Source organism: Cupriavidus sp. 01L45, from assembly GCF_056399885.1.
The window spans coordinates 15,413-28,319 of sequence record NZ_JBFTSG010000069.1 but is presented as its reverse complement, the minus strand read 5'-3'; the positions used below and the strand labels follow the sequence as shown (position 1 = coordinate 28,319).

11 protein-coding genes and 1 pseudogene are annotated in these 12,907 nt (G+C 64.0%); 4 read left to right on the top strand and 8 right to left on the bottom strand.

Translation table 11 applies throughout. The features are described 5' to 3' along the window. Nucleotides 1–39 precede the first annotated feature (39 nt). The 6 genes and pseudogenes from AC1DT6_RS34945 to AC1DT6_RS34920 all read right to left on the bottom strand — a co-directional run bounded on the left by AC1DT6_RS34945 (nt 40) and on the right by AC1DT6_RS34920 (nt 6,059). The gene (locus AC1DT6_RS34945) at nt 40–606 is read right to left on the bottom strand and encodes an acyloxyacyl hydrolase (RefSeq protein WP_441634216.1); all 567 of its coding nucleotides are present in this window, start codon (nt 604–606) and stop codon (nt 40–42) included. A gap of 567 nt (nt 607–1,173) precedes the next feature. After that, nucleotides 1,174–1,338 (bottom strand): annotated as a pseudogene (locus AC1DT6_RS34940) (hydrolase); the annotation flags it as partial. 58 nt (nt 1,339–1,396) lie between these two features. Next, on the bottom strand, nt 1,397–3,067 hold the full coding sequence (locus tag AC1DT6_RS34935) for a PHA/PHB synthase family protein (RefSeq protein ID WP_477111959.1): 1,671 nt from the start codon (nt 3,065–3,067) through the stop codon (nt 1,397–1,399). Between the two features lie 64 nt (nt 3,068–3,131). Then, nucleotides 3,132–3,572, bottom strand: coding sequence for a MaoC family dehydratase (locus AC1DT6_RS34930; protein ID WP_035869587.1), 441 nt, complete (start codon nt 3,570–3,572; stop codon nt 3,132–3,134). Between the two features lie 550 nt (nt 3,573–4,122). Further along, a complete protein-coding gene (locus AC1DT6_RS34925) occupies nt 4,123–5,019 on the bottom strand; it encodes an isocitrate lyase/PEP mutase family protein (protein WP_441634212.1) in 897 nt (298 codons plus the stop codon). Between the two features lie 41 nt (nt 5,020–5,060). Continuing rightward, the gene (locus AC1DT6_RS34920; RefSeq protein WP_441634210.1) at nt 5,061–6,059 is read right to left on the bottom strand and encodes a tripartite tricarboxylate transporter substrate binding protein; all 999 of its coding nucleotides are present in this window, start codon (nt 6,057–6,059) and stop codon (nt 5,061–5,063) included. 155 nt (nt 6,060–6,214) lie between these two features. Between AC1DT6_RS34920 and AC1DT6_RS34915 the strand changes: the two genes are divergently transcribed. After that, a complete protein-coding gene (locus AC1DT6_RS34915) occupies nt 6,215–7,135 on the top strand; it encodes a LysR family transcriptional regulator (RefSeq protein ID WP_441634208.1) in 921 nt (306 codons plus the stop codon). Nucleotides 7,136–7,229: 94 nt separating this feature from the next. On the opposite strand, the gene AC1DT6_RS34910 is transcribed toward AC1DT6_RS34915, so the two are convergent. Both AC1DT6_RS34910 and AC1DT6_RS34905 read right to left on the bottom strand, forming a co-directional pair. Then, the gene (locus AC1DT6_RS34910) at nt 7,230–8,375 is read right to left on the bottom strand and encodes an extracellular catalytic domain type 1 short-chain-length polyhydroxyalkanoate depolymerase (RefSeq protein ID WP_441634234.1); all 1,146 of its coding nucleotides are present in this window, start codon (nt 8,373–8,375) and stop codon (nt 7,230–7,232) included. Nucleotides 8,376–8,437: 62 nt separating this feature from the next. After that, the gene (locus AC1DT6_RS34905; protein ID WP_045242757.1) at nt 8,438–8,869 is read right to left on the bottom strand and encodes a CopG family transcriptional regulator; all 432 of its coding nucleotides are present in this window, start codon (nt 8,867–8,869) and stop codon (nt 8,438–8,440) included. A 283-nt stretch (nt 8,870–9,152) separates the two neighbouring features. Between AC1DT6_RS34905 and AC1DT6_RS34900 the strand changes: the two genes are divergently transcribed. From AC1DT6_RS34900 to lon, 3 genes are all read left to right on the top strand, one after another. Then, a complete protein-coding gene (locus tag AC1DT6_RS34900; RefSeq protein WP_477111958.1) occupies nt 9,153–9,587 on the top strand; it encodes a hypothetical protein in 435 nt (144 codons plus the stop codon). A gap of 200 nt (nt 9,588–9,787) precedes the next feature. Continuing rightward, complete coding sequence (locus AC1DT6_RS34895; RefSeq protein WP_035869573.1) at nt 9,788–10,192, top strand: Hsp20/alpha crystallin family protein; 405 nt, start codon at nt 9,788–9,790, stop codon at nt 10,190–10,192. An 89-nt stretch (nt 10,193–10,281) separates the two neighbouring features. Continuing rightward, nucleotides 10,282–12,723 carry an endopeptidase La gene (gene lon / locus AC1DT6_RS34890; RefSeq protein ID WP_441634203.1) on the top strand — a complete coding sequence of 814 codons (2,442 nt, stop codon included), beginning with the start codon at nt 10,282–10,284 and terminating at the stop codon, nt 12,721–12,723. The last annotated feature ends 184 nt before the right edge of the window (nt 12,724–12,907 follow it).

Here is a 12,907-nt window from a genome sequence, read left to right as displayed (position 1 = left end):
GTGTCGTCGTACGCGAGCGCAACGGCAACGGCAATACGCTTAGAAACGCCCCGAGTACTGGAGCATGTAGAAGTTGATGCCGGGATTGGGCTCCTTAATGCCTGCGTTGGAGTAGTGCTGGAAACGCACCGCCAGTTCCGAGTCGAACGGATCGCCAAACCGGTAGCCCGCGGCAATGCGATCGCCAAACTGGAACGCCGTCGAGAAACCCTTGGAGTCCGAGATGTGCGTCCGCGACAGCAGGTGCATGCCTGCGCCAATCTCCGCGAAAGCACCCGAGCGGCCCGAGCCCTGGATCCGGAAGATGGGCGTAAAGCCGATATCGCCCATCACGCTGCTGTTGCCGCCATGTGGATTCCAGCCACCCACGGAAGCCTCGAGACCCAGGCGAACCCGCACCGACTGCGAGCTCGTCGCCCAAAGGTCGTTCTTCAAGTTCCATCGCGCCTCCAGGCGTGCAATCGAAGCCGCGTCTCCCGCACCCAATGCGACCCCGAGACGAACCGGATCGAACCACGAGGCGTCCTCGCTGGTGGGCGCGGCACCCGCGGCGCCGCTGGCAAACGCACTGGAAAGCAGAATGATGGAGATGACGGATCGAAGCATGACTAAGGCCTTGTGAAAAGTAATTCTTGCTTTTGGTGACACGTTGCACGGCGCTGAAAGTGAGCACGAGCCATGAGGATTTCATCGCCGTGCCGAACACGCCCCAGGTTCGCGCACCTCCAGGGCGGGCTCCGCGCGAAAATCCGGAAGTATGCTTTCAGCGCAAGCGGTCGAATAGATGCCGCCAGCGCATATCTGCGTTCCACATTTGGAACGACGTGATCGCATGGAATACTGTCCGTGGAAGAAGACGCGTCGTTGGTCGCGTGGAAGGTGGTTTCAGGAAGCTTCCCGATGTATGGCCAACGAGGGGGCGAACATGGCGCGAGTCGACAGGTCGCCGGCGGCGTGGCGCCTGCAATCAAGCTGGGCACCGGCACGCTGGAAAGGTGCTTTTGGGGTTGACTGCGGAGGACTCGTTCGTAAAGCGAGTGAATTGTTGAAGGCCGGCACGGGTAATGGGCCAAATATGGGCCAAATATCCGGTGCCGGCCTGGTGCCTGAGCTAATTGGCGACCAACTGCGTGAAAGACATGACGATCTCTCACACAGCGGCAGCACGGACGATCAGCGAGCCGAGTCCAGCACCTCGCTGTCCTTCACGACGTTCTGGGCCTTGGTATAGCTCTCGATCAGCAATTGGTACGCCGGGAAGATCTTGGTGTAGATCTCGGCCCACTGCATGGCATCGTCCCGGCGCCAGGTTTTCTGCAGCTCCGAAGCCACCGCGGCGGGCCCCGGAAATATCGTCGTGCGAATTTAGCGAACCTGGGCGCCGCCGGTTTCCCGGTCAGTCGGCGCGCACCCCGACATAACGGCCAGGAGCGGGCTCGATTGGCTCGAACGTGTCGTTCCCCAATCTGGACGGCGCTGCGACCTGCTTGCCGGCATGGCGTTTCAGCCAGGCAGCCCAATGAACCCACCAGCTCCCCGGCGTGGACGTCGCCGAAGCCAGCCAGCCGTCTGCATCATCGCATCGCTCGCCGGCACGCCAGTAGCCACGCTTTTGCTTCGATGCCGGATTGATAACACCTGCAATATGTCCGCTCTCGCCAAGAACAAACTCCGACTTTCCGCCCAGTAGCTGAACGCTGCGATAGGCCGACCGCCAGGGAACGATGTGATCGTCCTTCGTGGCAAGGATATAGTTGGGCACGTCGATGCTGCCCAGGTCCATCGGATGCCTGCAAACGGTCAATTGCCCCGGCTCGCGCAGCTTGTTCTCCAGGTACATATTGCGCAAGTACCATGCATACATCGGCCCGGCCAGGTTCGTGGCGTCGGCGTTCCAGTAAAGCAGGTCGAAGGCTCCCGGCGATTGCCCTTTCAGGTAGTTGCCGACGAAATAGGGCCAGATCAGGTCATTCGGGCGCAGCATCTGGAAGACAAACGCCAACTCCTTGCCGGGATAGATGCCACTGCGCCCGATAGTCTGCTCGCGTTGCGCAACCGTCGGCTCGTCGATGAACACGCCAAGTTCGCCTGGCTCGCTGAAATCCAGCATGGTCGTCAGCAGCGTCATGCTGGCTACCGTCTTTTTACCGCGGGCCTGCTGCACGCCCAAGGCTGAAGTCAGCAACGTACCTCCGACGCACCAGCCCAGCGCGTTCACCTGAGCCGCGCCACTGATGGCCTGGCTGACTTCCAGCGCCTTCAATACGCCGTGCTCAACATAGTCGTCCCATGTGGTCTCGCTCATATCCGCTTGCGGATTGCGCCACGATACCAGGAACACGGTATGCCCCTGCTCGCAGGCAAAGCGCACGAATGAGTTCTCCGGCTGGAGGTCCAGTATGTAGAACTTGTTGATGCACGGTGGCACGATGACCAGCGGCCGCGAGGCAACCTTATCGGTCAGCGGCTTGTACTGGATCAGCTGCATCAATTCACACTCGAAGACAACGGCCCCCTCGGACGTGGCCACATTGCGGCCTACCTCAAAGGCGGATTCGTCCGTGATTGCGATGCGGCCTCGCCGCGCGTCTTCAACGTAGTTGGCAAGTCCGGAAACGAGGCTTCCGCCCTGGGATTCCAATGCCAGCTGAATGGCTTCCGGATTCGTGCCAAGAAAATTGGCGGGGCTCAAGGATTCAATATACTGGCCGACAAGGAATCTCAGCCTGCTCTTGTCGTCTTCCTCGAGACCGATTGCTTCAGTGATCTCCGAGAGAGTTCTGGCGTTATTCAGGTAGCTTTTCTTGAGAAAGCGGTACCACGGATTGCGATTCCACTCGTCCGCGGCGAAGCGTCGATCCGGATTTTCCCCACCCGTCTCTTCGCTCCATACCGACCTCATCACGGCTGCCTGCCCTTCCAGATGGCGCAGATTGGAGCGCAGCAGGCCAGAAAAATCCATGCTGCAGGACAAGAACCTCTGCCCGGCCATATACTCGGCCGTTTTTTTAAATGGAGCAGAATATACTTGGAGCAACTTATCTGAAAATGCCAATGGAAGAGACACGCCGTTCTCCGTAAAGTTAGTCGAATTTGAGATTGGAGCTGGCTAACCAGCCAGCTCCGCGGCATTACTGGACCCTGCGCGCCAACGACGTCGGCATCACCAGCGCGTCCCCGTCCACCACGACCTTGTCTTGCACCGTACAGACCGTAGTCAGCGAGACGCGCTGCTTCCCTGGCTGCAACTCCTTGACGGTCACGGTAACCTTGACTGTTTCCCCTGGCCTTACGGGCGCTCTGAAGCGAACGTTCTGGCTCAGATAGATCGTCCCAGGCCCCGGCAAGCGTCCGGCAATGGCTGCCGAGATCACGCTGGCGGTCAGCATGCCGTGGGCGATGCATCCGCCGAACTGGGTCGTGCGGGCAAATTCCTCGTCGAGGTGCACGGCATTGTTGTCGCCAGAAGCGGCCGCAAACAGTGCGATATCCGCTTCGGTGATGGTTCTGTCGAAGGTGGCGCTCATCCCGAGCTCCAGGTCTTCATAGTCATAGCCATTCAGTGCGTTCATTACGTTTCCTGGTAGTAGTTGAATCCGTCTCGCCCTGGCAGTGACAAGCTCGCAGGGACGCACATGCGCTACCGGGGCTTCGCAGCCTCGGTCCTTGGCAATATGGGTTTCCATCTTCGAGGCCTGGGGTGAGGTGAGCGCGATGCCCGAGGAAAGGCGCTGCGAGGATCGATTGGGCTCACGCCGGCAGCACGGTGCCGAAATTTCCAGAGGCGAAGCTTAAGGCCGGCGCGATAACTACCTAAAACGGTTTTTCCCGCTGATATTTATCGAAAAAAACGATTGATTCCAACGATGGGCATGTATCGCAACATGCGTCGCCTCCCCCCCGCTCCGAGGGGGGAACGGCGTCGCTCACAGCCATACACTGGGAAGTCATGACGACATGATGAGAGATCGGCGCGATGTTCTGTGCTGGAACAACGACCTGCTTCGGCGCCACAGAACAGGATGCCGGTGTAGTGGTGGTCGGGATTCGTCAGAGGAAGGCCTCCCGAGGCCGCGCCATGCGCCGCCAGCCTATACGGCTTGCGGCAAGGGACCGAGCAAGTTACAGAAGCAACGCCTCCTCAAAGTCCATCTGGTCTTGCGCATGGAACAACGCCCCAAGGCTCGCCGCGCCCTCTGCCGCCATCCCGCCATCGTCGCCGCTGCCCGCCCCACCCCGCATGGCGTCCAGGCTCCGCCTCATGCCCGCGACCGCTGCGCCCGGCAGCAGCGTGGTAAGGCTGACCCGCCGGACGCCCAGGCCGCGCAGCCGTTCCAATGGCAGGCTTGCGGCGGATGGGCTGGGCACCAGCCCGGTGCCGGCGCTGAGCGTCACCGGGATATCTAGCGCGCGCACCAGGCGAGTGATGTCGTTCTCGGTCCGCGGCGCGATGGGCAGCAGCATATCGGCGCCCGCCGCCTGATAGGCCCGGGCCCGTTGAATGACCTGCTCGGTGGACTCGCACGCAAACGCGTCCGTGCGGGCGATGATCATGAAGTTGCTGTCGCGCCTGGCACGCTGCGCGGCATCGATCTTGGCGATCATCTCGCCGACCGGCACCACCTCCTTGCCGCCCGGCGAGGCCCAGCGCCTTGGCACCACCTGGTCCTCTATGTTCAGGCCGGCGGCGCCGGCCTCTTCGAACAACTCGACGGCATAGTGCACGCCGCGTGGATTGCCATAGCCCGCGTCCGCGTCCGCGGTGATGGGGATGGATGACACGCGCGTCAGGCGGCGGCAGTGCTCCACGCATTCCGTCAGCGTGAGCAGGCCGATGTCCGGGACGCCGAGCAAGCTGTAGGAGAGCATGGCGCCGCTGATGCACGCGCTCTGGTAGCCCGCCTGCTCCACCAGCCGGAGACTGAAGATATCGTGCACGGCCGGCGCCACGACAAACGGCTCCGTGCGCAACAGCGCGCGCAGGGATGCCGTCTTTTGAGACGTGGCGGGTCTTTGCATGGACTTGGGCTCGCAACGAGGAAAAGAAGTCATCACGCCGTTCACTCCTTCGGCATGCCGTCGGCCAGCTTGCGCATCATCGGCTTGCGGGCCGCGATTTCCCTGGCCCAGTCGTCGCCGGGCAGGTAGGCCAGGACCGGTGCGTCGTTGCCGGCCTTCTTCAGGTACTCGGGATCCCTGAGCGTCGCCCTGACAGCTACTCGCAGTTTCTCCACGATGGCGGGCGGCACACCCGCGGGCACGGCAATCCCCCGCTCGGCAGGCATTACGTCGTCGAACCCCTGCTCCCTGGCCGTCGGCACATCGGGTAGCGAAGCGGCCCGCTTCTCCCCCATTTGCGCGATAATCTTCAGCGGCACAGCCTCCTTGCCCGCATCCTGCAGTTCACCCGTAGTGACCGCCGCGAAGTCGATATGCCCGCCAAACAACGCCGTCTTGGACTGCGCCGTGCCGTTATACGGGATGTCGTTGACCTTCACGCCCGCCACATTCTGCAATTGCAATAGCGCCAGGTGCCCGTTCGTCCCGACCCCGTTGTGACCAAAAGACAAGGAGGCAGGCTTCTTCTTCAATGCCGAAACCACGTCCTTCAGGTTGTTGTACGGACTCTCCTTCCTGGCCACCAGGATGGTCGGGTCGCTCAGCACGCGCGCTACCAGTTGCAGCCCGGCCGGATCGAAATTCGTCTTCTTGTAGAGCGGCGCGAACGCCATGGCAGGCAGGTTGACCACGCCGATGGTGTAGCCATCCGGGGCCGAGCGCATCAGGCCGATGTTCGAGATCTCGCTGGCGGCGCCCGGCTTGTTCTGCACCACCAGGCTGGCGTTTGCGCCAAGGTAGCGCTGGATGAACGGCGCCATCGTGCGCGCCATGGTATCGGTGCCTCCGCCGGCGGCAAAACCGACGAAGACCTGGATCGGATGATCGGCGGGCCACTCCGCCCGCGCCGCGGTCGCCGCCAACCCGAGCGACAGGAGCACTGTGGTGAGCACGTTGAACGTCCCGCGTGTCTTGTTGCGTGTCTTGAAGCTGTGCCGCATGGCCTCCCCCTTTCCGAACCGATATTGACAATGGCCGAACGATACGTAGCTCCCGCTCCGGAAGAAAGCGAGAAATCTTCACTGCCCCCGGTGAGAATTTGGAATGGCAGCGCGCTGGCGGCGCCAGGCCCCCATCGCGGGACAGGGGCGGCGCCATGACCCTCAAGCAACTGGAAGCCTTCTACTGGGCCGCAAAACTTGGCAGCTTTTCCGTGGCGGCTGCACGCCTGCATGTCACGCAGTCATCGCTGTCGAAGCGCATCGCGGAGTTGGAGGACGACCTGGGAAAGGCGCTCTTCGACCGTACCGGGCAACGCTCGGTCATCACCGACGCCGGCGAGCGACTGCTTGAGCATGCTGCCCAGATTCTCGAGATTGAAAGCCGTATCCGCTCGGACCTGGACATGTCCGGCGCACTGCGCGGGAGTTGCCGGTTCGGCATCAGCGAACTGGTGGCATCCACCTGGTTCCCGGGACTAGTCGCCCGCGTTCGCGAGCTGCATCCGCATCTCGTGCTGCAACCGCAGGTCGACCTGACGCTGAACCTCGAACGCAAGCTGGAGCGCGGCGAACTCGACTTCGCGATCATTCCCGGCCCGTCCTCCTCCTCCAACCTCTCGCAGGAAAAGGTCGGTGAGCTCGCATACCAGTGGATGGCATCGCCAGAGCGGCTGGCATCCGGCACTGTCCTGACAGCCCGGCACTTCGCGGAGCATCCGGTGATCACGCTCAGCGCCGAAGCGGGCCTGACGCTCGCCTTCGAGAAATGGGCGGCGGAGCAGAAACTCGAGATTCCCAGGGCGCTGGTTTGCAACAGCCTGTCGGCCTTGATTGCGCTGGTGATTGCCGGCGTGGGGATCAGCCTCTTTCCGCGATCCTATGTGGCGCCTCTCGTGCGCGCCGGCAAGCTGGCGGAGCTGGCAAGCCAGCCGGCTCCGCACAACCTGTCCTACTATTTCCAGTGGCGCACGGGCGACACGCGTGCCGTGGTCCGGTCACTGAGGACGGTCACGATGGAAGAGGCGGATTTTTCAGTGAGTTCGCCGTTATGGCCCGGCGAGGCAAGGATCGGCTAGCGCCGGGGGCGGCGCGGGCTTTTCCCGGAGATTGTCCTGACGCTAGCGTGTGGCGAATGACCGCGCGGGCCGGACGCGCGGCGATGCCGCCGGACTACGGCCGCAGCGGATGTGCGAGAAAGAAGCGCACCATCTCGGCGCTGGCGTCGGGCCCGCTGTCATCGGTGTACGTCCCGCGCGAACTGCCCCCCGCCCATGCGTGAGGCGCCCCGTGGATGAGCCAGTATTCCGCGTCGACGCCTTCGGGCGATGTCAGTTGCCGGTGTGTGAAGGTGCGCCCGCCCCGGCTGCGCTGCTGCTTGTCCCGGTGCGTACCACCCTGGAAATCACGCAGCAGGCGCTCGCCGTTGGACACATGCACCGTGGCGTCGGCATCGCCGTGAAATACGATGAGGGGCCGCGACTGCGAGACAGCACCGTTGCCCCGGGGCGCGGTCCGCGCTTTCTCCATCAGCTTCGCGGCCAGGTTCCCGCCCTTCATCGCAGCCAGTGCCGATGGCAGGTCGTGCGCGCTGCCACAAGGCAAGCCGGAATGAATCCCCGCCGCGGCATACAGCTCCGGATGCGTCTGCACCATCACGGCAGCCATGGCGCCGCCGGCGGACAAGCCGGCCACGTACACGCGATCCGCGTCAACCGGGTGGTTCGCCATGACTTCCCGCGTGATGCCCGCGATCAGCGCTGGCTCGCCCTGGCTGCGCTGCTGGTCGCCCGGCTTGAACCAGTTCCAGCATTTGGACGGGTTGGCCGTCATTGGCTGGATGGGATACGCAACCAGGAAGCCGTGCCGCCCGGCCAGCGCATTCATGCGCGTGCCCGCCGCGAAATCATCAGCGTCCTGCGTGCACCCGTGCAGCATCACGACCAGCGGCAGCGGCTGGCCATCGTAGCCGCCAGGCACGTAGAGCTTGTAGGCGCGCTCGCCGGCGTGACTGGCGTAATGCCTTGTAGTGAAGTGCCCGGTGTCCTGCACGCCGGGCCGCGGCGCCGGCTTTGGTTCCCGCCGGGGCTGCGTGCGCGCCTCGCCGGCTTTGGCGGCGGGACCTTCCGCGTCCGCGTCCGCTGCCGGCGCCGTGCGCGGCAGCAGCGCCTCGACGACTTGCGCAGGCTGGAAACCGGCGGCGGCGCCGCTATCGCGCAGCGCGCGCTGTATGACTTCGGTGGCCTCCAGCGGACCGGCCGTGCGCAACAGCGCCATGGCTTCGTGCATGGAAGCCAGGAATGCTTCGTTCATTTTCATCATGGTGTCCTTCGAGGGGCCTGCAGGAGAACCTGCAGCGGGGCCTCAGGTGATTGCCGGGCTCAGCGGATGCGCCCGGCCAGTGCCGCCTTGACCGCGGCGGAGGCATGGAAAGCGCCCAGTACGACAATCGACTGGATCGTGGCCAGGGCCAGTTCGGGCGTGACGTCGGCGGCGATGCTGGCAAGGCCCAGCACATGAATGTCCAGACGCTGCCGTGCCGCTTGCGCGGCCTCCAGGTCCTGCCGGGAAAAATGCTGCAGGCCGAGTACCAGCGCGCGCCGCGTCACGGTCTCGCTGACGGCCTGCGCATGGATCGCAAGCTGGTTGCGGATCGCGGTACGGATCAGGTCGGTGCGGTTCGAGTAAAAGCCTTCCTCGACCAGCAGGTCGATCTGGCCGAGGTCGACAGGGCCAAGGTTGATCGTGATCTTCTCGGTCTCGCCGCCTTTGGGCCGGGGAGGTGCTGCAAGTGCTCTTTGTTGCTCGTTCATTGTGACCCGCCATCCAAATACCATCCAATGGGATGGTTATAGGATGGAGACCGGTCCTAGTCAAGCAGGAATACTGCTTTGTGACGTCCAAGGCTGAATGGGCTTCGTTCCGGCTGGCAGGCAGCGAATTCAAGGGCTTCCCGGCGGCATATGAAATCTTTCACCCGGGGGTGGGGAGGAAACGGTTCCCCGGTATGCTCACTCGAAATACCGGAACCGGGGGCGGACAATGCGCTCTGGTGCCACCTCTGTGTCCGCCCTGCCGGGCCATTCCAGGATCCATATGCATTTCCCTACCTTTGCCAAGTGCGCCAACCGGTGGTCCCGCCATGCCGGACACAGGATTGCCTTGGCAAGTTGGGCGGCAGCGCTAGCGCTGACAGCCGGCTGCACGCCGGACTCGGTCCGCAACATCGAGGCGCAAGGCTTCGACGCGTACCTGGATAGCCTGAACCGGCGTTGCCCGAACCTGATGATCGGCAATAACAATGTGAGCGARTGGCTGCGCACCGACGGCAGCCAGGGCGACAGCGACTATGTCTACTGGCTCGACCAGACCTCGCGCCTCTACTACCACCGCATTACACCCGCGCAGTACCGCGACTCGGTCATCGGCGGGCTGGGGCAAGGCAAGTCGGACACGCGCGCGGTGGACTGCATCATCAACAGCCTGCCTGCGCAGCGCCCGACGAGCCCGGCCAGCGACAAGCGGCCGTAGTTTCCGCTCAGCGGGTGACGCCGCTTCCGGACACTGCAAGCAAGCCGGATTGCGGCGCTTGCACCCGATGCCCGGATAGTGATCCAGCCGGCAGGCCGCCCTCGGAACTCGCCCCAAAAAGCCAATTGACAATGCCGCCCCCGTGGCATTTGATGAAGCGTCAGCCATGCCTGTTCCAAGGGTGAGCGAGGAGCCCGGCTATGCCAAGCGGCCGCAACATGACGACGTGGGAAACCGCGCTACAGGCGGTCGAGCGTGCCGAGCGCTTGCATCGCCAGTTCTTTCGCCCGGCCGGCCAGCTTGGCCTGCGCCCGGTGTGGGAGCCGCCCGTGGAAATCTTCGAGCAGGGCAAGCAGATCGCCGTCGTGGTGGCGCTGCCCGGCGTGAAGCCAGAGTGCATCGACATCGGGCTGGATGCCAACACGCTCAGCATCCGTGCCGAACGCGCGCTGCACCGCGCCTTCGCCGGCGGTACCGTGCACTGCCTTGAGATTCCCTATGGCCGCTTTGAGCGGCACATCCAGCTTCCTCCCGGGCGCTACGGCATGCAGCAGAGCGAATCCGTGGATGGCTGTCTCGTGCTGATCCTCGAGAGATCGGAGTAGGCGGGACCTGCGCGAAGCCGACTTTGCGCGCTGCCGAATTTTTTCGCGAAGACCTGGCTACACGCGCCAGGCCCGCAGGAGACACCACCATGAGCACCTATATCGGAGGCGAATCCGCCTTGACCAGGGAGAGTGGGCAGATTGCGCAAAGCGTGGAACAGGGCAGCGTTGCGCAAGCTACCGAAGTGGCCGACGGCGGCACGGCGTCCGCCCTGCCACCCGATGGACTCATCCTGCTCCCGGTCCGCGATATCGTCCTCTTCCCCGGCCTGGCAATCCCGCTGGCAATTGGACGCGAGCGCGCGAAGGCAGGCGTGAGCGCGGCCGTACTGGGTCAGCTCCCGCTCGGGTTGGTGCTCCAGCGTGACCCGCAGGCCGAAGATCCGGAACTCGATGCGCTCTATGGCATGGGTACCGTGGCCAATGTGCTGCGCTATGTGACCAGCCCGGATGGGACCCACCACCTGGTTTGCCAGGGCGCCCAGCGCTTCCGGCTGCTCGAACCGCTGACCGGCTACCCCTTTCTGGCCGCCAGGGTGGAGATGCTTGCCGAACCCACGCAGCGCGACCCGAACATCGAAGCACGCGCGCTGGTCCTGAAGGAACGCGCGGCGGACATGTTCGCGCTGCTGCCAGGCACTCCGGCGGAATTGACCGGTTCCCTGCAGGCGATCGAGTCGCCCGGCTTGCTGGCGGACACGCTGGCCGGGTTGGTCGACATCGCGCTGGAGCGCAAGCAGGAGATCCTCGAAACGCTTGAGCTGTGCAAGCGGCTGGACCGGGTGACGGATGCCGTGGCGGCGCGCATCGAAGTGCTGCGCCTGTCCCGCGAGATCGCGGAACAAACCCGCGGCAGGCTGGACCAGCGCCAGCGCGAGATGATGCTGCGCGAACAGCTCAAGACCATCCAGCACGAACTGGGCGAGAACACGGAGAGCCACGAGGAGATCCGCAAGCTGGCCGAAGCGATCGCCGCCGCCGGCATGCCGCCCGAGGTCGAATCGCATGCGCGCAAGGAACTGGCCCGGCTGGAACGGATGCCGGAAGCCTCCGGCGAGTACTCGATCAGCATCAGCTACCTTGAATGGCTGACCGAGATGCCGTGGCGCCTTCCCGATGAGAAGCCCATCGATATCGCGCGGGCGCGCCAGATCCTTGACGACGAACACTACGGGCTGAACAAGATCAAGCGCCGCATCCTGGAGTATCTCGGCGTCAGGAAGCTGAATCCGCACGGCAAGGGCCCGATCCTTTGCTTCGTCGGGCCACCCGGCGTGGGCAAGACCTCGCTTGGTCAGAGCATCGCTCGGGCGATGGAGCGGCCTTTCGTGCGGGTGAGCCTGGGCGGCCTGCATGACGAGTCGGAACTGCGCGGCCATCGGCGCACTTATATCGGTGCCATGCCAGGCAACATCATCCAGGCAATCCGCAAGGCCGGCGCGCGCAACTGCGTGATGCTGCTCGACGAACTCGACAAGCTTGGCCAGGGCGTGCACGGCGATCCGGCAGCCGCCATGCTCGAAATCCTGGATCCCGGCCAGAACGCGAGTTTTCGCGATAACTACCTGGGCGTGACCTTCGACCTGTCGGCCATTGTCTTCATTGCCACCGCGAACCAGTTGGAAAGCATCCCGGGCCCCCTGCGCGATCGCATGGAAATGCTGGAACTGGCCGGCTACACAGAGGCCGAGAAGGCGCAGATCGCGCGGCGCTACCTGCTGCCCCGCCAGCTCGAAGCGTGCGGCCTGGCGCCGGCGCAATGCGAACTGACCGAGGAGGCCTTGGCCGCCATCATCCGCGACTACACGCGCGAGGCCGGCGTGCGCAGTCTCGAACGGCAGATCGGCGCGGTCCTGCGCCATGTGGCAATGCTGGTGGCCGAGGATCCGGCCATCCGCAAGCGCATCGGGCCTGACGACCTGCCGTCCATCCTGGGGCATCGCCGCTTCGAGAGCGAATCGGCTTTGCGTACCAGCCTGCCTGGTGTGGCAACCGGCCTGGCATGGACCCCGGTTGGCGGCGACCTGCTCTTCATTGAAGCGGGCAGCACGCCGGGCGGCGGCAGGCTGCTGCTGACCGGCCAGCTTGGCGACGTGATGAAGGAAAGCGCGCAGGCGGCGCTGACGCTGGTCAAGTCGCGCTGCGCGTCCCTGCACATCGATTGCGGCAGCTTCGACAAGCACGACATTCATGTCCACGTGCCCGCCGGCGCCGTTCCCAAGGATGGGCCCAGCGCCGGCGTAGCCATGTTCATCGCCACGGCCTCGCTGCTGATGGGCCGGCCGGTGCGCAGCGACTGCGCCATGACCGGCGAGATCAGCCTGCGCGGCATCGTGCTGCCGGTCGGCGGCATCAAGGAGAAGGTGCTGGCTGCCCTGCGCGGCGGTATCAAGACCGTGCTGCTGCCCGCGCGCAACGCCCCCGACCTTGACGACCTGCCGGCGGACGCGCGCAGCCAGTTGCGTTTCGTGATGTTGGAAACGGTGGATGACGCGCTGGGCGAGGTGCTGGAAAAGGAGAGCGGAGGCTAAGCCCGGAGTCCGCCGCAGGTACGGGAATCCGGACCTGCGCGTCGGCTGGGGCAACGCCCTCAGCAAGATCGCGACGCGGTGCGAGGAGGCGGCACCGGCGCGAAACGGATACCGCGGGACAGGTTGTTGTTTCACTACCGCAACAACAATTTCTTGATTTCGTTATATTCCGCACATAAGATCA

What these genes read in the sequence shown, in the direction of transcription:
- AC1DT6_RS34915 (WP_441634208.1), top strand. Translation starts at nt 6,215, where the DNA reads ATGACCCTCAAGCAACTGGAAGCCTTCTACTGGGCCGCAAAACTTGGC.
- AC1DT6_RS34905 (WP_045242757.1), bottom strand. Translation starts at nt 8,869, where the DNA reads ATGAACGAGCAACAAAGAGCACTTGCAGCACCTCCCCGGCCCAAAGGC.
- AC1DT6_RS34930 (WP_035869587.1), bottom strand. Translation starts at nt 3,572, where the DNA reads ATGAACGCACTGAATGGCTATGACTATGAAGACCTGGAGCTCGGGATG.
- AC1DT6_RS34925 (WP_441634212.1), bottom strand. Translation starts at nt 5,019, where the DNA reads ATGCAAAGACCCGCCACGTCTCAAAAGACGGCATCCCTGCGCGCGCTG.
- lon (WP_441634203.1), top strand. Translation starts at nt 10,282, where the DNA reads ATGAGCACCTATATCGGAGGCGAATCCGCCTTGACCAGGGAGAGTGGG.
- AC1DT6_RS34910 (WP_441634234.1), bottom strand. Translation starts at nt 8,375, where the DNA reads ATGAAAATGAACGAAGCATTCCTGGCTTCCATGCACGAAGCCATGGCG.
- AC1DT6_RS34920 (WP_441634210.1), bottom strand. Translation starts at nt 6,059, where the DNA reads ATGCGGCACAGCTTCAAGACACGCAACAAGACACGCGGGACGTTCAAC.
- AC1DT6_RS34945 (WP_441634216.1), bottom strand. Translation starts at nt 606, where the DNA reads ATGCTTCGATCCGTCATCTCCATCATTCTGCTTTCCAGTGCGTTTGCC.
- AC1DT6_RS34895 (WP_035869573.1), top strand. Translation starts at nt 9,788, where the DNA reads ATGCCAAGCGGCCGCAACATGACGACGTGGGAAACCGCGCTACAGGCG.